Source organism: Roseivivax sp. CAU 1753 (genome assembly GCF_054482575.1).
Window position 1 is genome coordinate 454,151 of record NZ_JBTLRF010000003.1, and the last position, 20,607, is coordinate 474,757.

At 68.6% G+C, this 20,607-nt stretch carries 15 protein-coding genes; 10 read left to right on the forward strand and 5 right to left on the reverse strand.

The genetic code is table 11. The features are described 5' to 3' along the window. The first annotated feature begins 105 nt into the window (after positions 1-105). The 9 genes from ACXYMN_RS09625 to ACXYMN_RS09665 all read left to right on the forward strand — a co-directional run bounded on the left by ACXYMN_RS09625 (position 106) and on the right by ACXYMN_RS09665 (position 11,622). A complete protein-coding gene (locus ACXYMN_RS09625) occupies positions 106-1,374 on the forward strand; it encodes a hydroxymethylglutaryl-CoA reductase (RefSeq protein ID WP_459013374.1) in 1,269 nt (422 codons plus the stop codon). Continuing rightward, positions 1,371-2,282 carry a UbiA family prenyltransferase gene (locus ACXYMN_RS09630; RefSeq protein ID WP_459013375.1) on the forward strand — a complete coding sequence of 304 codons (912 nt, stop codon included), beginning with the start codon at positions 1,371-1,373 and terminating at the stop codon, positions 2,280-2,282. The genes ACXYMN_RS09625 and ACXYMN_RS09630 overlap by 4 nt, the downstream gene beginning before the upstream one ends. After that, on the forward strand, positions 2,279-4,714 hold the full coding sequence (locus tag ACXYMN_RS09635; RefSeq protein ID WP_459013377.1) for a PEP/pyruvate-binding domain-containing protein: 2,436 nt from the start codon (positions 2,279-2,281) through the stop codon (positions 4,712-4,714). The genes ACXYMN_RS09630 and ACXYMN_RS09635 overlap by 4 nt, the downstream gene beginning before the upstream one ends. After that, positions 4,711-5,829 (forward strand): BtaA family protein, encoded by a 1,119-nt coding sequence (locus tag ACXYMN_RS09640; protein WP_459013378.1) that lies wholly within the window; start codon positions 4,711-4,713, stop codon positions 5,827-5,829. The genes ACXYMN_RS09635 and ACXYMN_RS09640 overlap by 4 nt, the downstream gene beginning before the upstream one ends. Then, positions 5,826-7,142 carry a hypothetical protein gene (locus tag ACXYMN_RS09645; RefSeq protein ID WP_459013379.1) on the forward strand — a complete coding sequence of 439 codons (1,317 nt, stop codon included), beginning with the start codon at positions 5,826-5,828 and terminating at the stop codon, positions 7,140-7,142. The genes ACXYMN_RS09640 and ACXYMN_RS09645 overlap by 4 nt, the downstream gene beginning before the upstream one ends. Next, a complete protein-coding gene (locus ACXYMN_RS09650; RefSeq protein ID WP_459013380.1) occupies positions 7,139-7,996 on the forward strand; it encodes a hypothetical protein in 858 nt (285 codons plus the stop codon). Before ACXYMN_RS09645 ends, ACXYMN_RS09650 begins: the two co-directional genes overlap by 4 nt. Next, positions 7,989-9,425 (forward strand): AMP-binding protein, encoded by a 1,437-nt coding sequence (locus ACXYMN_RS09655; RefSeq protein WP_459013381.1) that lies wholly within the window; start codon positions 7,989-7,991, stop codon positions 9,423-9,425. The genes ACXYMN_RS09650 and ACXYMN_RS09655 overlap by 8 nt, the downstream gene beginning before the upstream one ends. A gap of 138 nt (positions 9,426-9,563) precedes the next feature. After that, positions 9,564-10,349, forward strand: coding sequence for an SDR family NAD(P)-dependent oxidoreductase (locus ACXYMN_RS09660; RefSeq protein WP_459013382.1), 786 nt, complete (start codon positions 9,564-9,566; stop codon positions 10,347-10,349). Positions 10,350-10,425: 76 nt separating this feature from the next. Beyond that, positions 10,426-11,622 (forward strand): winged helix-turn-helix domain-containing protein, encoded by a 1,197-nt coding sequence (locus ACXYMN_RS09665; protein ID WP_459013383.1) that lies wholly within the window; start codon positions 10,426-10,428, stop codon positions 11,620-11,622. 28 nt (positions 11,623-11,650) lie between these two features. Here ACXYMN_RS09665 and guaD read toward each other — a convergent pair whose 3' ends face one another. From guaD to xdhA, 5 genes are all read right to left on the reverse strand, one after another. Then, positions 11,651-12,952: a guanine deaminase gene (guaD, locus tag ACXYMN_RS09670; RefSeq protein WP_459013384.1), complete on the reverse strand. Its 1,302-nt coding sequence runs from the start codon at positions 12,950-12,952 to the stop codon at positions 11,651-11,653. A gap of 71 nt (positions 12,953-13,023) precedes the next feature. After that, complete coding sequence (locus tag ACXYMN_RS09675) at positions 13,024-14,628, reverse strand: xanthine/uracil/vitamin C permease (protein WP_459013385.1); 1,605 nt, start codon at positions 14,626-14,628, stop codon at positions 13,024-13,026. Between the two features lie 76 nt (positions 14,629-14,704). Next, entirely contained in the window at positions 14,705-15,520 is an 816-nt protein-coding gene (gene xdhC, locus ACXYMN_RS09680) for a xanthine dehydrogenase accessory protein XdhC (protein WP_459013386.1), read from the reverse strand. Positions 15,521-15,524: 4 nt separating this feature from the next. Then, a complete protein-coding gene (gene xdhB, locus ACXYMN_RS09685; protein ID WP_459013387.1) occupies positions 15,525-17,921 on the reverse strand; it encodes a xanthine dehydrogenase molybdopterin binding subunit in 2,397 nt (798 codons plus the stop codon). 14 nt (positions 17,922-17,935) lie between these two features. Then, entirely contained in the window at positions 17,936-19,396 is a 1,461-nt protein-coding gene (gene xdhA / locus ACXYMN_RS09690) for a xanthine dehydrogenase small subunit (protein ID WP_459013388.1), read from the reverse strand. A 122-nt stretch (positions 19,397-19,518) separates the two neighbouring features. On the opposite strand from xdhA, the gene ACXYMN_RS09695 reads away from it, so the two are divergent. After that, entirely contained in the window at positions 19,519-20,421 is a 903-nt protein-coding gene (locus ACXYMN_RS09695; protein WP_459013389.1) for a LysR family transcriptional regulator, read from the forward strand. Positions 20,422-20,607 lie beyond the last annotated feature (186 nt).

Here is a 20,607-nt window from a genome sequence, read left to right on the forward strand (position 1 = left end):
TGTGCGGTCTGCCCGATCCGGCCCCGGGTCGGATTTGCGATTCCATATTTCCCGGCTTTCGATATGGTCACCGCCGATACGTGCCAGTGCTCAGGACCCGCGACCGTGATCCCATTCCATGTGGCCGAAATGCTGCGCAACATCCGCGCGCGGTTCGATGCCCGCACCATCGCCGAGCGGATGCTGCCGAGCACCGGCCGTTTCCGCACCCTGCGCCCGGTCCGCAAGGCCAGCGCCGCGTCGGTGCGCCACTATTGGGACATCCTGGGCAGGGAACCCGCGGTCGGCGACCGGGACCGCGACGCCATCGCCGATCCCGCAACGCTGGAACAGGCCGAGAGCTTCAGCCCGAACATCGAGAATTTCATCGGCACGGTGAAGATCCCGGTCGGCATCATCGGGCCGCTGCGGGTGCGCGGGCTGAACGCCGTGGGCGACTACAACGTGCCGCTGGCCACCACCGAGGCGGCGCTGGTCGCATCCTACGGGCGCGGGGCCTATGCCGCGTCACGGGCGGGCGGTGTGACGACGGCGGTGCTTTACGAAGGGGTGATCCGCACGCCGGCTTTCTGCTTTGACGGCGTGCTTAACGCGGGCCGCTTTGTCGACTGGGTGGTCAGCGAGGTCGAGGCGCTGCGCGATGCGGCCCAGGCCACCACCCGCTACGGGCGCCTGCTGTCGCTCGAGCCGATCATCGACAACGACACGGTGTTCCTTATCGCGCGCTATTCGACCGGCGACGCGGCGGGGCAGAACATGGTCACCATCGCCACCGACGCCATGTGCCGCGACATCGCCGCGCGCTGCCCGGTGCCGATCCTGCGCTGGTATATCGAGGGCAACTTCTCGGGCGACAAGAAGGCGTCGTTCCTGGGCCTGATGACCGGGCGGGGCCGCAAGGTCAGCGCTTCTGTCACGTTGCCCGCCGCCATCGTCGAGCGGCACCTCGGCACCACCGTGGCCGCGATGCTGGAGTATGGCCGCGTCGCGGGCCTGGGCGCGCAGCTGTCGGGGCAGTTGGGGGCGCAGGCGCATTATGCCAACGGGCTGGCGGCGCTGTATCTGGCCACCGGGCAGGACGCCGCCTGCGTGGCCGAAAGCGCCATGGGGTTCACCCGGATGGAGGCGCGCGGCGCGGATCTTTTCTGTTCGGTCACGATGCCCAACATCCTTGTCGGGTCGGTCGGCGGCGGCACCGGGTTGCCCAGCCAGTCCGCCGGGCTGAACATCCTGGGGCTGCGCGGCGCGGGGCATGGCGCGGCGCTGGCCGAGGTGACGGCGGCGCTGTGCCTGTGCGGCGAGATCTCGATCGTCGCGGCGATCGCGGCGGGTGACTTTTCGCGCGCGCATGAACGACTGGCGCGGCACAGATGAGCCTCGCGCATCGCCTCTGGCGCTATCAGGCCGAACGGTTCCCGCTGAAAAAGGTGGTGCCGCTGCTGGCGGTCTTTTCCGCCGCGAGCGTCACCCTGTCGGCGGTTCTCGGGGAACGGCCCCTGCCCGGGCTGGCGGCCTATGTGACCGCCTTTGCGCTGGTGCTGATCGTGTTCTTCCAGATGCGGGTCTGCGACGAGGTCAAGGATCTGGACGACGACCGGCGCTATCGCCCCGAACGTCCCATCCCGCGCGGCCTGGTGTCGCTGCGGCTGATCACGGGGCTGGGTCAGGCCACCGTGCCGCTGGCCATCGGGATCGCATGGGTGCATGGCGCGGGGCTGATCTGGCTGCTGGCGCTGGTCTGGGTCTGGCTGGCGGCGATGACCGCCGAGTTCGGCGCGCCCGCCTGGCTCAAGGCGCGCCCGGTGATCTACCTGATGTCGCATATGGCGATCATGCCGCTGATGGACCTGATGCTGACCGGGGTGGAATGGACCGCGCACGGGGGACCGGCGGCGGGGCTGTGGCTGTTCATTGCGCTGTCCTTTGCCAATGGCTGCGTGCTGGAACTGGGGCGCAAGATCTGGTCCCCAGACAGCGAACGCGCGGGCGTCGAGACCTATTCGGGCCTCTGGGGGCCGCGCCGGGCCATTGCGGTCTGGCTTGGCGTCGTTGGTGTCGCGCTGGTGCTGCTGATCGGCGTCGGGGTGGTGACCGGCACCGCGCTGGTCCTTGGCGCGTTGGGGCTGGCGGGGCTGGCCGGGTGCCTGTGGTCGGCGCGCGGCTATCTGCGCGCGCTGTCGCCGCAAAGCGCCGCCACGGTCGATACGGTGGCCGGGCTTTGGGTGTTTCTGTGCTATGCCAGCGCAGGCGCGGTGCCGCTGTTGTTCCGGATCGTCGCATGATCGTGCCATCGACCGAGTGTACCGATCCGGCCATCGTCGGCGGCAAGGCGGCGATGCTGGGCCGCCTTGCGCGGGCCGGTTTTGTACCGCCCGATTTTTTCGCGATCCGCGCCGAGGCGTTCCATGCCGGGCCAGACGGTCCGACAGCCGATGCCGCCCTGCCCGACGCGCTGGACCGGGCGCTGGCGCGGCTGGGCGACGGCCCCTATGCGGTGCGCTCGTCCGGTCAGGCCGAGGATGGCACCGAGCACAGCCATGCGGGCCAGTTCGACACCGAATTGAACGTCGCCGCCGACGCGGTGCAGGCAAGCGCGGCGCGGGTCTGGGCCTCGGGTTTCGGCGATACCGTGGCCACCTACCGCGCGCTGCGCACCGGTGCCGCCGCCCGCGCGCCCGCGATCATCGTGCAGCGCATGATCGCCGCGCGGGTGTCGGGCGTGGCCTTTTCCGCCGATCCGGTCAGCGGGCGGCGGGACCGCACGGTGATCTCGGCCATCGAGGGCTTGGGCGATGTGCTGGTGTCGGGCGCGGAGGACGGCCAGAACTGGACGCTGGAAGGCTGTATGGTCAGCGCCGCGCCGGACGCGCCGATCCTGACGCCGGACGAGGTGCAGGCGGTGGCCGACCTCGCGCGGCGCGTCGAGGCGCATTTCGGCACCGCCCAGGACATCGAATGGGCCATCGACGACGGCGGCTTGCACATTCTTCAGGCGCGCCCGATCACGACGGCGCTGCGGCCCCTGCCCGCCCCCGATCCGCAGGTGACGATCTTTGACAATTCCAACGTGGTCGAAAGCTATCCCGGCATCGTGGCGCCGCTGACCTATTCCTTCGCGCAGCATGTCTATGCCCGCGTCTACCGCGCCTTCGTCGCCCTGCTGGGGGTCCGCCCCGACGCCATCGCGGCGCATGCGCCGGTCTTCGACAACATGCTGGGGCGGCTGGATGGGCGGGTCTATTACAACCTGCTGAACTGGTATCGCGCGCTGGCGCTGCTGCCGGGCTTTGCGCTGAACCGAAGCTACATGGAGACCATGATGGGGCTTGATGTGCCGCTGCCGGCCGAGCTGACAGCGACGATCGGCGCAGCACCCGCGACCCGGCGCGGCAAGGCGCGGGAATATGCGCGCATGGGCCGGACCGCGGTTGGTCTGGGCTGGGCGGCGCTGCGGCTGGGCCGGACCAAGGCGGACTTTCAAAAGCGGCTCGATGCGGCGCTGGAGACCGGGCTCGATATCGAGACGGCAGGGCCATCGGCGCTGGCGGCGGAATACCGTCGGATCGAGACGACGCTGCTGGACCGCTGGGATGCGCCGCTGGTCAACGATTTCCTCTGCATGATGGCGTTCGGCGCGTCGCGCGCACTGCTGGAGCGGTGGCTGGGTGCCGAGGGGCTGAGCCTGCACAACGAATTGATGATCGGTCAGGGCGACATCGTGTCGGCGGAACCGGCCCAGCGGATCGCACGGATGGGTGCGATGGTGGCCGACGCCGGGATCAGCGACGCCCTGCGCCGTGACGGGGCCGGGGCGCTGGACGGCCATCCGGCCATTCGCGCGGAGTACGACGCCTACCTCGCACGGTTCGGCGACCGCTGCACCGAAGAGCTGAAGCTGGAAAGCCTGCCGCTGACCGAGGATCCGGCGCAACTGATCGCCGCCATCGCCGCCCACGCGGACCGGCCCGCGACGCCGCGCGCGGAAGCGCAGGATATCGACTGGCACGCGTTGTTTCCGCGCCGCCCGCTGCGCCGGATGGTGGCGCGCGCGGTCACCGGATGGGCCGGGGCGCGGGTGCGCGACCGCGAGAACCTGCGCTTTGAACGCACCCGCATCTTCGGTCATGCACGGCGGGTCTTTCTGGCGCTGGGACGCGAATTTCATGCCCGTGGCCTGCTCGATGCGCCGCGCGACGTGCTCTATCTGACGGTGGCCGAGGTGCTGGGCGCGGTCGAGGGGTTCGGCCTGTCGCCCGACCTTGCCGGCCTCGCCAATGCCCGCAAGGACGAAGACCGCCAATCAGGCCTGCGCGACGACCCGCCCGAACGGCTGACCGTGACCGGCCCCGCGTTGATGACGCGGCCCGCCGCGGCGCAGGCCGCGCTGCCCGAGACCGGCGATCAGCGCACCGGCACCGGCTGTTCCGCCGGGATCGTGACCGCCCGCGCGCAGGTGATCCGCGATCCGCGCAGCGAAAGCCTGACGCCCGGCGATATCCTGGTAGCGCGGCACACCGATCCGGGCTGGATCGCGGTCTTTTCGAACGCCTCGGCGATTGTGGTCGAACGCGGCTCGCTGTTGTCGCATTCGGCCATCGTCGCGCGCGAGCTGGGCATCCCCTGCGTCGTCGGCCTGAAGGGGGCGACCCGCTGGATCGAGACCGGTGAGGCGCTGCAGGTGAACGGCGCCACCGGCGAGGTCGTCAAGCCATGACCGCAGCATCGGAAACCGCCCCGTCAGAGATCGCCGGCAAGGCCCGGTTCGACCACATCCGCTATGCGCAGTTGTGGGAAGATGCCGATGTGCTTTGTGCCGCCCTGCCGCAGAGGCCCGGGGCGTCGCTGGTGTCGATCTGCTCGGCGGGGGACAATGCGCTGGCGATGCTGACGCTGGACCCCGCGCGGGTCGTCGTCGTCGATCTGTCGCCCGCGCAGATCGCCTGCCTGCGCCTGCGCATCGCGGCGTTCCGCACGCTGGAGCATGCCGAGTTTCTGGAACTGATGGGCGCGCGCCCCAGCGGGCGGCGCGGCACCTTGCTGGCCCGCGCGTTGCTGAAGACCGACACCGAAACCGCAGCCTTCTGGCAGGGCCTCGCCCCCGGCGTGATCGCCCATGGCGCGGGCGGCGTCGGCAAGTTCGAGCGGTATTTCCGCATCTTCCGCCGCTGGCTGCTGCCGCTGGTGCATTCCCGCCGCACCATCGACGACATCTTCGTGTCGCGCCCGCCCGCCGCGCGCGAGGCGTTCCTGACCCAGCGCTTCGAGACATGGCGCTGGCGGTTGCTGCTGAACCTCTTTTTCTCGCGTTTCGTGATGGGGCGGATGGGGCGCGACAAGGCGTTCTTCGATCAGGTCGAGGGGTCGGTCGCGGCCCATGTGACGCGGCGTCTGCGCCATGCGGGCATCACCTGCGATCCGGCGGACAACCCCTATCTGCACTGGATCATGAAAGGCACGCACGGCGCAGCGCTGCCGATGACCTGGCGGGCCGAGCATTACGCGACGATCCGCGACCGGCTCGACCGGCTGGACATTCGCCCGGGATCGCTGGAGGCGGCCATCGGCACCGGCGAGAGGTTTGACGGTTTCAACCTGTCGGACATCTTCGAATACATGTCGCCCGGCGTCTTCGAAACGGTCTATGGCGACATCCTGCGCGCCGCCAATCCGGGCGCGCGGCTGGTCTACTGGAACATGATGGCACCGCGCCGCGTGCCCGAGGCATGGGCCGCGAATGTCACCACCCTGACGGCGCTGGAGGACCGGCTGAAAGCGCGCGACAAGGCGTTCTTCTACTCGGATCTGGTCATCGAGGAGGTCATCGCGTGAGCGTGGCGGCGCAGGTGGGGATCGCTGTGGCGTCGGTGCTGACCCTGCTGGGGCTGATGGCGCTGGTCCGGCATGTGGCGCAGCGGCGCGACGTGTCGGCCGAGGTGCAGCGCAAGCTCGTGCATATCGGCACCGGGCTTTACGCGCTGTGCCTGCCGTGGCTTTTCACCGACCGTTGGCCGATCTTCATGCTGATCGGCCTGACGCTTGCGGTCATGCTGGTGCTGCGCCTGCCCCGGGTCGCCCAGGGCGGGCTTGGCGCGACGCTGCACGGGGTCGAGCGGCAGTCATCGGGCGACATCCTGCTGGCGCTGGCGGTGGGCACGGTCTTTCTGCTGTCGGACGGGCGGGCGATCCTGTATTTCCTGCCGATCGCGGTGCTGACCCTTGCGGATGCGGCGGCGGCGCTGACCGGCACCCGCTACGGGCGCGGTTTCTTTCAGGTCGAGGACGGCCAGAAAAGCGTCGAGGGGTCCGTCGCATTCTTCACCGTAACGCTGATCCTGTCCATGGTCTGCCTGCTGCTTCTCACGGATGTGGACCGCGCGGGCGTGATCCTCTTGTCGATCATCGTGGCGGCCTTCGGCACCCTGGTCGAGGCCGACAGCTGGCGCGGCTTTGACAATTTCTTCCTGCCCGCGGGGCTGCTGGTTTTTCTGGAAAGCCACATGCACTCGCCGCCCGCAGAGCTGGTGGCGCTGGCGGTGGGGTTCCTGCTGGCCATCTTTGCCTTTCTGCGCGCCGCGCCGATGCTGGGGCTGAGCGCCCATGCGGCGCGGGTCTATGTCATCTCGATCTTTCTGCTGATTTCGGTCACGGCGCTGGAAAACACCGTGCTGCCGATCCTGATCTTTGTCACCCATGCCATCTCGCGGAAGGCCAATCCCGGGTCGGCCACCCATCCCGAACTCGATATTGTCGCCGCCCTGGCGCTGGCCAGTTTCGGCTGGCTGGTGCTGGGGCTGGTCAGCGGCGTCAACGCGCTGTGGTTCTACGCGCTGATGTCGATGGGAATCTGCGCGGGCCAGGTCGCGCTGGCGCTGGTGCCGCTGCCCGCGCATTGGCGGTGGCTGGCGGCGGCGGTCGCCGGGGCGGGGCTTGTCGCGCTGTTGACCGCGCTGATGGCCCCGGGCCAGACCGCCCGGGACACCGCGTTTGCCAGTGCCTGCGCGGCGCTGATGCTGGCGGTGCCGCTGCTGCGCCCGCGGGCATTCGAAGATCGGCGCGCCGGAAAACTGACGCTGCTGGCGCTGGTCCTGCCGCTGGGGGCCTATGCCTGGACCGTCGCGCGCGCCAAGGGAGGGGTGTTGTGAGCACCGAGAAACTGACATGCGACGGCGCAAGCCTGACGCTGCACCACCGCGCGCCCGAGATGTCACCGGGCCTGCGCACCATGGCGGTCAGTCATCTGAAATGCGACGCCGCCGCGTCCGGTGCGGGGGTGCTGGCGCAGGCCGGTGATGCGGCGCGGGCGGCTGGTGCGGCGGCGCTGATCGGCCCGATGGAGGGCGACACCTGGCACAGCTACCGGCTGGTCAGCGACAGCGACGGGCGCGCGCCCTTCCTGATGGAGCCGAAAAGCGCGCCGCACGACCTCGATGCCTTTGTGCAGGCCGGGTTTTCGGTGATCGGGCGCTATGTCTCGGCGGCGGCGCCGCTGGGGCCGATGGCGTCCGATGCGCCGGAACCGGTCGCCGCACCGGACGGGCTGCGGGTCGAAGAATGGGATGGCCGCGACGCGGAGGCCCTGTTCACCCAGGTCCACGCGCTGTCCTGCACCGCCTTCGCGGGCAACCCCTATTACCTGCCCATCGATCTTGCCGCGTTCCTTGCCATGTACATGCCGCTGGTGCCGCTGCTGAAACCCGAGCTGATCCTGTTCGCGCGCACCGGCGACGATGCGCTGGCGGGGTTCCTGTTCGGCATTCCGAACTACGCCGAGGGGCCATCGCCCGGGACCGCGATCCTCAAGACCTATGCCAGCCTGCGCAAGGGGGCCGGTCACGCGCTGAGCCAGCGGTTCCACGCCAATGCCCGCGCGCTGGGATGCGACACGGTCATTCACGCGCTGATGCACGAGGACAACCTGTCGCTGGCGCGCAGCGGGCTTGAAGGGGCGGATGTGTTCCGGCGTTATGCGCTGATGGGTAGGCGGCTGGATGGATAGCCTGCCCGCCGCATTCGCCCGCGCCGCCGCCCGGTGGAGCGACCGCACCGCGCTGATCGAAGGGGACGGAACGCCGATCACCTTTGCCGCCTTGCAGGCCCGGGTCATCGCGCTAACCGAAGCGTGGCGGGCGCGCGGCCTCGGGCCCGGGGACCGCGCGCTGGTGGCGATGCCGGTCGGCGCGGATCTCTATGCCAGCCTTGCCGCGATCTGGTCGCTGGGGGCCACCGCGGTGCTGCCGGAACCGGCGCTGGGGCTGGGCGGTCTGCATCATGCCCTGCGCGCCGTTCCGGTGCAGGCCTTTTGCGCCGCGGGGGTCTACCGCCTGTTGCATCTGGCCCTGCCGGGGCTCTGGCGCGCGCGCCATCTGACGCCGGTGGCCGCGGGCGGGGGCCGCACCGGGGCGCAAGGCGGGTTCGCATCGTCCTGCCAGCCCGGGGATATCGCGCTGATATCCTTTACCTCGGGCACCACCGGCGCGCCCAAGGCGATCCCCCGCAGCCACCGTTTCCTGATGGCCCAGCGCGCGGCGGTGGCCCCCTTGCTGGCCAGCGATGACAACACGGTCGACCTCGTGGGGTTTCCGGTCTTCGTGCTGCTGAACCTCGCGGCGGGGCGCACGTCGGTGCTGCCCGACTGGCCATTGCGGCGCGCGGACAGGGTCACCACCGCGGGGCTGCACCGGCTGATCGCGCGACACGGGGTGACCCGCGCCCTGCTGCCCCCGGCGCTGTGCGAAACGCTTGCCGAGAAACCGCTGCCGCCCGGCCTGCACACGGTGTTTACCGGCGGCGGCCCGGTGTTTCCCGACATGGTCCGGAAGCTGACCGATGCCGCCCCGGACCTGCGGGTGGTATCGGTCTACGGATCGACCGAAGCCGAACCCATCGCCGAGATCGAGGCCAGCGCCATCGCGCCGCCGGACCGGGCAAGCATGGCGGCAGGGGCGGGGCTGCTGGCGTATCGGCCCGCCAGGGGCGTGTCGCTGCGCATCGAGAACGGCGAGATCTGGGTGGCGGGCGATCACGTGGTTCAGGGCTATCTCGATCCCGCGCGCGACGCCGAAAACAAGCGCCGGATCGACGGCGTCATCTGGCACCGGACCGGCGATGCGGGCCGGCTCGACGATGCCGGGCGGCTGTGGTTGCTGGGGCGTCACGGTGCCGCGGTCGAGACGCCGCGCGGCACGCTTTACCCGTTCTGCATCGAGACCGCCGCGCGGATGTGGCCGGGGGTGCGCCGCGCCGCGCTGGCACAGGTGGACGCAACGCCGGTTCTGGCCATCGAGGGCGACGAAAGCCACAGCGCCGATTGGCAGCGCCGGGCGTCGGAGCAGGGCATCGACCGGGTGATCCGGGTGGCGCGGATGCCGATGGACAGGCGCCATCGCTCGAAGGTCGATCAGGCGCGGCTGGCGCGGCTGCTGTGACGGCGTGGCACACCGGCCCGGTGGCCAACGCCCGATCACCGCAATAGGCTGACCCCGAGCGGCCCCCGCGCCCCCGGGCACCCGGCCCCGCCAACCGGAACGGACACAGAGACGGACACAGAGACGGACACTGGCATCATGGCACGACTGACCGGCAAGATCTGCATCATCACCGGCGCGGGGCGGGGCATCGGCGCTGCCATCGCGCGGGCCTTCGCCGAAGAGGGCGCATCGGTTGTCGTCACCGACAAGGACGACGGCGGCGCCCGGGCCGTGGCCAGGGCCATCGGCGGTCACGGGCTGCGGCTCGATGTGTCATCCGAGGCGGACTGGGCCGCGCTGGCAGATGCATGGCCCGCCTGTGACGTGGTGGTCAACAACGCGGGCGTCACCGGCTTCGAGACCGCGACGCGCCCGCAGGACCCCGAACACGCCACGCTGGACGACTGGCGGGCGGTGCATGCGGTCAACCTTGACGGCACCTTCATGGGCTGCCGCTATGCGATCGCGGCGATGCGCGGCAGGGGTGCGGGGTCGATCGTCAACATCTCGTCGCGGTCGGGCCTCGTGGGGATACCGGCGGCGGCGGCCTATGCGTCGTCGAAGGCCGGGGTGCGCAACCACACCAAGACGGTCGCGCTCTATTGCGCCGAGCAGGGGCTGAACATCCGCTGCAATTCGATCCATCCGGGCGCGATCCTGACCCCGATGTGGGAGCCGATGCTGGGCGACGGTGCGGACCGCGCGGCCCGCATGGCCGCCTTCGTGGCCGACACGCCGATGCACCGCTTCGGCACGCCCGAAGAGGTCGCGGCGCTGGCGGTGATGCTGGCCAGCGACGAGGCCGCCTATATGACCGGTGCCGAACTGACCATCGACGGCGGGCTGCTGGCGGGGTCCGCCGCAACGCCCAAGACCGGCTGAGCGCGTTGGCGGCACGGGCTGGATCCGGGTCGCGATTGCCGCTGTCAGTTCCGGCCAGGCCGGATAGGATGCCCGGATGACCCGCCCGCGACTGAGCAACGCGCATGCCCGCCGCCTGTTTCTGGACAGGCATCTGCTGCTGCGTCCGACCCCGGGGCCGGGCAAGGGCGCGGATCTTGACGGCGTGCTGGACGCGCTGGGCTTCGTTCAGGTCGACAGCGTCAACACGCTGGCCCGGGCGCATGACCTGATCCTGTGGTCGCGGCGCGCCCGCTACCGGCCCCGCGCGCTGGAGCATCTGGTGGCGCGCCATCGCACCGCCTTCGAACACTGGACCCATGACGCGTCGATCATTCCGATGCCGTTCTACCCGATGTGGCAGCTGAAATTCGCCCGCGACGCGGCGCGCATAGAGGCGCGATGGCAGGACGGCCGACGCGCGGGCTGGCACGCCGAGATCGACACCGTATTGCGGCATGTGGCCGATCACGGGCCGGTCTGTTCGCGCGATGTCGGCACCGGTGAACACAAGGGATCGACGGGCTGGTGGGACTGGCACCCGTCGAAGACCGCGCTGGAGTTTCTCTGGCGCTCGGGGCGGCTGGCGATCTGCCACCGGTCGGGGTTTCGCAAATACTACGACCTGAGCGAACGGGTGATCCCGCCCGAGCATCTGAATGCGCGCCATAGCGCGGCGGAGGTGGTGGACTGGGCGATGTCCGCCGCGCTTACGCGGCTCGGCTTCGGCACCAGCGGCGAACTGGCGGCGTTTTTCGAGATCGTCACCCGCGACGAGGCCCGTGCCTGGTGCGCAGAGGCGCTGGCGGCAGGGGACATCATCGAGGCGGATATCGTGTCGGCGGACGGCACCGCGCGGCGCGGTTTCACCACCGAAGCGGCGCTGGATCAGGCGGCGTCCCTGCCCGCGCCTTCGCCGCGCGTGCGCCTGCTGTCGCCCTTCGATCCGGCCTTGCGCGACCGTGCCCGCGCCGAGCGGATCTTCGGTTTTCGCTACCGGATCGAGATCTTCGTGCCCGAGGACAGGCGGCAATACGGCTATTACGTCTTTCCGGTGTTGCAAGGCGACCGCCTGATCGGTCGGATCGACGCGCAGCGTCAGGGCAAGACCCTGAAGGTGCGCGGTTTCTGGCCCGAGTCAGGCTTCCGGATGGGCAAGGCCCGCACCGAGGGGGTGCGGCGCGCGCTGGGTCAGGTCGCGACGCTCGCGGGCACCGAAGCGACCGAATTCGCGGACGGATGGTTGCGCGGCTGACCGATCGGCCCGCGCCCCGGCCCCGGTGTCAGCGGGCCGCGTCTTTCTGCGCGCGCCCGGCGACGTAGGTCTGCACGATGGCCCGGTCGTCGCCCATCATCTGAAGCGCGAACAACTCCTCGGCGAGGGTCTCGGCGCGGTCCATGCGCAGCGCCATCGCGGGCGTGGCGCGGGCGTTCAGCACCACCACGTCGGCCTCGGTTCCGGCATCGAGCGTGCCGATCCGGTCGGCCATCCCCAGCACCTCGGCATTGCCGCGCGTGATCCAGTGGAAGGCGCGCAGGGCGTGCAGCTTCTGGGTCTGCAATTGCAGGATCTTGTAGCCCTCGTTCAGGGTCTGGAGCATGGAATAGCTGGTGCCGCCGCCGATATCCGTGGCGATGCCGCTGGTGATCCCGCGCCCGCGCAGACCGGCCTCGTCAAACAGCCCGCTGCCCAGAAACAGGTTCGAGGTGGGGCAGAAAACCGGGTGCGCGCCGGTCTGCGCGATGGCGTCGATCTCGCGCGGCTCAAGGTGAATGGAATGGCCCAGCAGGGTGCGCGGGCCAAGCAGGCCATGGCTTTCGTAGACATCGAGGTAATCGCGCGCCTCGGGGTAGAGCTGGGCGGTATAGGCGATCTCGTCGCGGTTTTCCGACAGGTGGGTCTGGACGAAACAGTCCGGATGCTCTGCCGCCAGCGCCCCGGCCATGGCCATCTGTTCGGGCGTCGAGGTGATCGCGAAGCGCGGCGTGACGGCATAGGACGCGCGGCCCTTGCCGTGCCAGTCCGCGATCAGCGCCTTGCTGTCGTCATAGCTCGATTGCGGCGTATCCAGCACGGCGTCCGGGGCGTTGCGGTCCATCATCGTCTTGCCCGCGATCATCCGCATGTTGCGGTCGGCGGCTTCGCGGAACAAGGCTTCGGCGCTGGCCTTGTGGACCGAACAGAAGGCCACGGCGGTGGTGGTGCCATGATCGGTCAGCAGGGTGCAGAACCGCCCCGCCATCGCCGCCGCGTGCTGCGCGTTGGCGTATTCCGCCTCGGCGGGAAAGGTATAGCCATTGAGCCAGTCGAGCAGCTGGCTGCCCCAGCTTGCCACCACCTGCACCTGCGGAAAGTGGATATGGGCGTCGATGAAGCCCGCCATCATGAGATGCGGGCGGTGATCGACGATCTGCGCGTCCGCGGCGGTTTGCGCCACCGACGCGTGATCGCCCGAGGCCACGATCAACCCGTCGCGCATCAGGATCGCGCCGTCCTCGGCGTAGCTGTAGGCGTCCGTGTCGTCGGCACCGGCGGGCTCGTGGTGGAACGTCAGAAGGCGTCCGCGCAACAGGGTGTCGGTCATCGGGAAAGTGCCTTTTCGGAAAGGGGTCCGGGCCGGGGCGATGCTGCGACCGCCCCGGGGTGTTCGGGTGTTCAGATCCGGTCGAGCGCCGGGGAGTTGTCGTCCATGAAATCCGGCTCGTCGGGCACGATGATCCGGTTTTCAAGGTCTTCCTTCGGCGCGAACATCGGGTAGAGCGTCAGGAACGCGCCGATGATCAGGTAGCCGACGGTGATACCGTCGAATTGCGGCATCTGCAACGTGTAGCTATGGATGATCCCGACCGACGACATCACCGCCGCCGCGATGGCAAAGCCGCCCGCGTATTTGAAGCGCCCGTCGATCACGTCCGCCACGATCGCGCCCCAGACAAGGCCGGTGATGATGGCCCCCTGAGACAGCGCCAGGTGACCTTCGTAATGCGCCCCCTCCATCAGCAGGGCGGCGGTCAGGTCGGCATCGCCCAGCGCGGGCAACCCCTCGACCCCGGTGCTGCGCAGGCTGTTCATCATCGACCCCCACTTGGTCACCAGGAAGGCCGAGATATGCGGCAGGATCGCGAAGGCGACTGCGGCCATGTGGGCGGGCTTCACCGCAAAGGCGGTGTTGGTGATCAGGCTGACCGACACGAAGACCAGCACCGGAGCGGCGGCGGCAATCGGGATCAGGCCCGCGAGGAAGGACAGAAAGCCCAGGAAGGCCGCGAGCGCGATCACCAACGCCACGCCGATGATGTAGCCCGCGCGCGCGTCAAGCCGCTTGTAGGCGGGATGGCCGATATAGACCGTGGTCGGAAACGGCGATCCGAACAGCGCGCCGATCATCGTGCCCGCCCCGTCGGTGATCTGGCAGAGCCCCACCGGGTAGCTGTCGCCCGCCGCCTCGGCGGATTCCACGTTGTTCATGGTTTCGATGAAGTTGTAGATCTGCACCGGGATCAGAACGAGGAACAGTTCGGGATTGGCAAAGAGGTACTGGATGCCCGCGATCATGTCGCCGAAATAGGGCACCGGCGGGTAGAAGCCGATACCGTCAGTGTTGAAGGACGATTGCCCGAGGAAGATCGCGATTACCGTGCCGACGCCGATGGCCACCAGACCCGCAGGCACGTTGCCCGGCAGACGGAAACGCCCGATCAGACCCCAGAGGATGAACAGCAGCGACGAAAAGCCGATGATCGGATGCTCGAAGATCTCGGCCAGGGGCACCGATCCGATGAACACCAGCGCGATACCGCAAAGCGTGCCGAGCATGCCCGCGCGCGGTGTGATCCGCTTGAGGAACGGGCCGACGATGGCCCCCAGGGCCGCGACGATGCCGCCCATGAAGCCCGCGCCGATGCCGACCTGCCAGGCCAGAAGCGGATCGCTCGTCGCCCAGTAGATCGGTCCGATCACCCCGAAGAGGTAGACGAACATCACCGGCGTCGAGATGCCGTATGGCAGGGCGGTGACGTCGCGGCCCTGCCGGTTGGCGGCCCATCTGGCCATCACGGTATAAACCGCCACCCCCGCGAGGATCGCGATTGCGGCCCCGGGCACGATGCGTCCGAAGACGATCTCGGCGGGCATCTGGAAGACGAACTGGCAGACGCCCGACAGGATCAGAAGGTTGACGAGGTTGTCGGTAAACAACGCCCAGAACGCATTGAAGTCGCTGCGACTGAACAATTTGTACTCATAAGTGCTATCGGACATTTCCAGGGCTCCTCCCTTGGGGTGAGGGTCGCCGCACCGCTCTCCTCAGGCGGGATGCGCGGGACCTTTTTTCAGTTCAGCGAACGGCATCCGTGGCCAGGTGGGCCGGGACGGTCAGGGCTGTCATGACCTCTGCCGTGACGAAGGCCGCGATCACTTCGGGGCGTTTGTCGGTGCTGGCGGTGGCCCCGATGGGGCAGGTCAGCCGGTCGATATCGGGGGTGCCGGCGGTGTCCGCTTGAAAGCGCGCGAACCTGGCCCGCTTGGTGGCCGACCCGATCAGCCCGACATAGGCGGCGTCGCCCCGGCCCAGCGCTTCGGAGGTCAACAGGAAGTCGAGCGCGTGATCGTGGGTCAGCACGATGAAGGCGCTGCCCGGCGGGGCGGCGCGGATGTCGGCTTCGGGCATCGCCGAGGCGCGTTTCTCGACCGTCGCACCGGCAAGCGACAACTCCTCGGCGCGGCTGTCGATCAGGATGCAGCGCACTGGCAGGGACTGGAAGCAGCCCGCGAGCGCGCGCCCCACATGCCCGGCCCCGAGGATGTAGACATGAGGCCGGGCGGCCTGCTGCCGTTCCGCCGCCGCCACCGAAGCGGCGCGTTCCGCCGCCGTCATGTGCGTCAGCGTGAGGCCGACGCGCCCGCCGCAGCATTGCCCGATCTCGGGGCCAAGCGGCACGTCCATCTCGGCGCGGGTGACGCCCGTGCGCAGCATCGACCGCGCCTTGTCGATGGCCATGTATTCAAGCTGGCCGCCACCGATGGTGTCATGCACCGCGCCGGACGCCACGAACATCTCGGCCCCGGCGTCGCGCGGGGACGACCCGCGCACCTGCCGCAAGCGGACATGGATGACGTCCACGTGGCTGTCCAGAAACTGCGAAAGGTCCATCGGATCACCCCCTGAGCCGTTCGATGGCCATCAGCACGCATTCCGGCGTCGCCGGGGCGTCGAGACGCGGGCAGGTCTTGTAGTCGGCGACGCTGGCCACCGCGTGCGACAGCGCCTCGAACACCGAGATGCCCAGCATGAAGGGCGGCTCGCCCACCGCCTTGGAGCGCTTGATGGTGTGCTCGCGGTTCTCGGACCATGTCGCCAGCTTGACGTTGAAGACGCGCGGCCGGTCCGAGGCGAGCGGGATCTTGTAGGTCGAGGGCGCGTGGGTGCGAAGCTGCCCCTTCTGGTCCCACCACAGCTCTTCGGTGGTCAGCCAGCCCATGCCCTGGATGAAGGCCCCTTCGACCTGACCCTTGTCGATGATCGGGTTCAGGGATCGGCCGACATCGTGCAGGATATCCGTGCGCTCGACCCGGTATTCGCCGGTCAGCGTATCGACCGACACTTCCGAACAGGCCGCCCCGTAGGCGTAGTAGTAGAACGGACGGCCCTTGCCGGTGTCGCGGTCCCAGTGGATCTTGGGCGTCTTGTAAAAGCCCGCCGCCGACAGGTGGATGCGCGCCATGTAGGCTTCGCGGATGAAATCGGCGAAGGGGATCGTCTCGGTGCCGATCTGCACGGCGTTGGCCACGAAGCGCACGTTGGCGGTATCGGTCTGCCAGCGCTCGGCGGCGAAGTCGACCAGCCGTTCCTTGATCTGCACCGCCGCGTCCAGCGCCGCCATGCCATTCAGGTCCGACCCCGAGGACGCTGCCGTGGCCGAGGTGTTGGGCACCTTTTCGGTGGTGGTCTTGGTGATCTTGATCCTGTCGAAATCGACCTGAAGCTCGTCGGCCACGACCTGCGCGATCTTGGTGTTGAGCCCCTGCCCCATCTCTGTGCCGCCATGGTTCAGATGGATCGAGCCGTCCGAATAGATGTGCAGCAGGGCACCCGCCTGGTTGTACCAGGTGGCGGTAAACGAAATGCCGAACTTGACCGGGGTCAGCGCGATGCCCTTGCGGATGGTGCCGCCGCGCGCGTTCCAGTCCAGCACGGCCTGACGGCGCGCCTGGTAATCGGCGCTGTCCTCAAGCTCCTGCACGATGCGCGGCGCGATGTTGTCTTCCACGGTCTGGTGATAGGGTGTGACGTCGCGCCCGGCCTCGCCGTAGAAATTGCGCTTGCGCACCTCGAGGCTGTCGAGACCGCGATGATAGGCGATTTCTTCCATGATGCGTTCGGCGGCGATCACACCCTGCGGCCCGCCGAAGCCGCGAAAGGCGGTGTTGGACACGGTGTTGGTCTTCATCGGGTGCGAGTTGAGCAGCACGTTGGGGTAGTAATAGGCGTTGTCGGCGTGAAACAGCGCGCGGTCGGTGACCGGCCCCGACAGGTCCGACGAAAAGCCGCAGCGCGCGGCGAACTCGCCGGTGACGGCAGAGATCACGCCGTCGTCGTCGAAGCCCACCTCGTAGTCGATCACGAAATCATGGCGCTTGCCGGTGGCCGACATGTCGTCGTCGCGGTCGGGGCGGATCTTGACCGCCCGGTGCCATTTCTTCGCGGCCACCGCGGCGACCGAGCAGAAGAGGTTCATCTGGGTTTCCTTGCCGCCGAAGCCGCCGCCCATGCGTCGCACGTTGATGGTGACGGCGTTGGACGGCACGCCAAGGACATGGGCCACCATGTGCTGTGCCTCGGACGGGTGCTGCGTCGAGGAATGCACCATCACGTCGTCATCCTCGCCGGGGATGGCAAAGGCGATATGCCCTTCGAGATAGAGGTGATCCTGACCGCCGACCCGCATCGTGCCCTTGATCCGGTGTGTCGCCTGCGCCATGGCGCTGGCCGCCTCACCGCGTTTCAGAGTCAGCGGCGGGGTGACATACCCCATGTCCGCCGCTTGCGCCGCGCGCACATCGAGCGCGTGCGGCAGGTCGTCATAGCTGACCTCGGCCAGCTTGGCCGCGCGGCGCGCCAGATCGCGGGTTTCGGCGACAACCGCGAAGATCGGCTGGCCCCAGAACTCGACCTTGTCGGTGGCGAAGATCGGCTCGTCATGGCGACCGGTCGGCGAGACATCGTTGACGCCGGGGATGTCCTCGGCGGTCAGCACGCCGACAACGCCGGGGGCGGCGCGCACCGCGTCGAGGTTCAGCCCCACGAGCCGCGCATGGGCGCGTGTCGAAAGGCCCAGATAGGCATGCAGCGTGCCCGCGGGCTCGGCGATGTCGTCGCAATATTCGGCCCGTCCGGTGACGTGCTTGATGGCGCTGTCATGTTGCAGATCCTTGCTGACGCCGCCCTTGATGGTGTCGCGGTCCTGCCCGGCCCGCGCGAGATGCCGGGTCACGGGCGGGTCCTTGCGCTTGTCGGTGTCGATGGGTGCGGTGACGGTGTTTTCGCGGGTCATGTCCAGTCCTTCCCTTACGCGCTCAGACGCACGGGTGCGTCGCTGCCCTGCTGCTGTTCGAGCCAGAACCGGCGGAACAGGTTCTTCGACACTTGCAGGCGGTAGTCCGACGAGGCGCGCCAGTCGGTCAGCGGTGTGAAATCGTCGCCCAGCCGGGCGGCGGCGGCCATCAGGGTGGCCTCGCTCCAGTCGGCGCCGACGAGCGCCGCCTCGGCGGCTGCCGCGCGTTTCGGGGTGGCCGCCATGCCGCCGAAAGCGATCCGGGCGGCGGTGATCCGGCCACCGGCAACGCTGACATTGAAGGCGGCGCAGACCGACGAGATGTCTTCGTCGCGGCGCTTGGAGATCTTGTAGGCCGCGTGCAGGTCGCCGTCGCGGGGGCGCGGCACGGTGATCCGTTCCAGAAACTCGCCCGGGGCGCGGTCCTGCTTGCCGTAGTCGATGAAGAAATCCTCGATCGGCATATCGCGCCGCACAGCGCCCTTGCGCAGGGTGATCGACGCGCCCAGCGCGATCAGCACCGGCGGCGTGTCCCCGATGGGCGAGCCGTTTGCGACATTGCCGCCGATGGTGCCCATGCTGCGGATCTGCCAGCCCGCAATGCGGTCCCAGAACGCGGCCAGATGCGGATAATCCGCCGTCAGCGCCGCGTGGCTGCCGGAATAGCTGACGCCCGCGCCGATGGTGATCGCGGTATCGTCGACGTCGATCTGCCGCAGCTCGTCCAGATGGCCCAGAAACACCACCGGAGAGATGTCGCGCAGGAACTTCGTCACCCAGAGCCCCACATCGGTGGCCCCCGCGACCATCGTGGCCTCTGGCGTCTCTTGCAGAACCTGGGCCAGATCGTCGACCGAGGCGGGCAGGATGCACAGGGAGTGGCCCTTGCGGATCTCGACCCGCCGCCCGTCGCGCAATGCGCCCAGCCGCGTGGTCATCGCATCGCGTTCGCGGGTCAGGGCATCATCCGCCGGGCTGCCCAGCGTGGTCGCGGCGCGGGCGGCCTTGATGATCGGCTCGTAGCCGGTGCAGCGGCAGAGATTGCCCTGAAGCGCGGTCTCGATCTCGGTCTCGGTGGGGTCGGGGTTTTCCATCCAGAGCGCGTAGAGCGACATGACGAAACCGGGGGTGCAGAAACCGCACTGGCTGCCGTGGTTCTCGACCATGGCCTGCTGGACCGGGTGCAGCTTGCCGTCCGGGCCGGACAGGTATTCGACCGACACCACGTGGCAGCCGTCGAGCGAGGCCAGAAGCCGGATGCAGGCATTGACCGGCTCGTAGCGCAGCACGCCGTCCTGAAGCCGACCGACAAGCACGGTGCAGGCACCGCAATCGCCCTCGGCGCAGCCTTCCTTGCTGCCGGTCAACCGGCGGTCGATGCGCAGGAAATCGAGCAGCGTGTCGCTGGCGGCGACGCTGTCCAATGTGATGTCGCGTTCGTTCAGCACGAAGCGGATATGCGATCTGGCTGTCATGTATCCTCCCTTGCCGCAGTCAGGACTCTGTCGGCACGATCATCATGCCGGATCATGACCTCACAAAATACGATGGAGTCGCGTATTCTGTTTCAACGAATCGTTGATAATCGGAGGGACCGGTGCCCTATCTTGAGAGTCTGAGGGTCTTTGTGCGGGTGGTCGAGCTTGGCAGCATCACCGCAGGCGGGCGCGATCTGCGGCTGACCCCGGCGGTGGCCAGCAACCGGATCAAGGAGTTGGAGCGGCGCCTGGACGTGCGGCTGTTCAATCGCACCACACGCAAGCTGTCGCCGACCGAGGTGGGGCAGGCCTTCTATGGCCATGCGCGGCAGGTGGTGCAATCGCTGGAAGACGCCGAGGCCGCGATCTCGGATTTCATCCAGAACCCGCACGGCACGGTGCAGGTGGCGGCACCGCTGGGCGTCGGCAAGCGGCTGATCGCCCCGCTCATTCCCGAATTTGTCGATGCCTATCCGGGCGTGTCGGTGCGGCTGCGTCTGTCGGACCGGAAGGTCGACCTTCTGGAAGACGGGCTGGATGTGGCGCTGTTTGTCGGGCGCCCGCCGGATTCCAACCTGACCCTGCGCAAGATCATGGACACCCCGCGGCTGCTTTGCGCGGCCCCGGATTACCTTGAGAAACACGGGGTGCCCGAGGCCCCGGACGATCTGCTCAGGCACAATTGTCTGTTGCTGCGCTATCCCCGGTCGCCGGAATGGTACTGGACGCTGGCGACCTCGGAAGGGCCGCTGCGGGTGGATGTGGCGGGCAGCTACGATTCCGACGATGGCGACGTGCTGACCGGATGGGCGCTGGCCGGGCGCGGCATCGTCAACAAGCCCCGGTTCGACGTCGCCGAGCACCTGAAAAGCGGCGCGCTGGTCGAGGTCCTGCCCGAGACGCCGCCCGAGCCCGCGCTGTTCGGCTGCCTTTATCCGCATCGCCGCCTTCAGGACAGCAAGGTGCGGCTGTTCATCGACTTCGTGCTGGAGCGGTGCCGGGCGACGCTGTCGCAGCCTTGAGCCGGTGCCGCGTCAGACCGGCACCGTCAGGCGGCATGATCGGGGGCCGGCAGCACGGTCCCGGCGCACGCGCCGAAGCCGATGCGGTAGCCGTTGCCCTGGGCGTGGCCTTGAAGGACCACGGTATCGCCATCCGCAAGGAAGGTGCGGGTCTGGCCGCCCTCAAGCGGGATCGGGTCCTTGCCG

Coding starts and splice junctions, on each gene's coding strand:
- xdhA (WP_459013388.1), bottom strand. CDS start 19,396: ATGACAGCCAGATCGCATATCCGCTTCGTGCTGAACGAACGCGACATC.
- guaD (WP_459013384.1), bottom strand. CDS start 12,952: ATGACCGACACCCTGTTGCGCGGACGCCTTCTGACGTTCCACCACGAG.
- ACXYMN_RS09630 (WP_459013375.1), top strand. CDS start 1,371: ATGAGCCTCGCGCATCGCCTCTGGCGCTATCAGGCCGAACGGTTCCCG.
- xdhC (WP_459013386.1), bottom strand. CDS start 15,520: ATGGACCTTTCGCAGTTTCTGGACAGCCACGTGGACGTCATCCATGTC.
- ACXYMN_RS09665 (WP_459013383.1), top strand. CDS start 10,426: ATGACCCGCCCGCGACTGAGCAACGCGCATGCCCGCCGCCTGTTTCTG.
- ACXYMN_RS09675 (WP_459013385.1), bottom strand. CDS start 14,628: ATGTCCGATAGCACTTATGAGTACAAATTGTTCAGTCGCAGCGACTTC.
- xdhB (WP_459013387.1), bottom strand. CDS start 17,921: ATGACCCGCGAAAACACCGTCACCGCACCCATCGACACCGACAAGCGC.
- ACXYMN_RS09655 (WP_459013381.1), top strand. CDS start 7,989: ATGGATAGCCTGCCCGCCGCATTCGCCCGCGCCGCCGCCCGGTGGAGC.
- ACXYMN_RS09635 (WP_459013377.1), top strand. CDS start 2,279: ATGATCGTGCCATCGACCGAGTGTACCGATCCGGCCATCGTCGGCGGC.
- ACXYMN_RS09660 (WP_459013382.1), top strand. CDS start 9,564: ATGGCACGACTGACCGGCAAGATCTGCATCATCACCGGCGCGGGGCGG.
- ACXYMN_RS09640 (WP_459013378.1), top strand. CDS start 4,711: ATGACCGCAGCATCGGAAACCGCCCCGTCAGAGATCGCCGGCAAGGCC.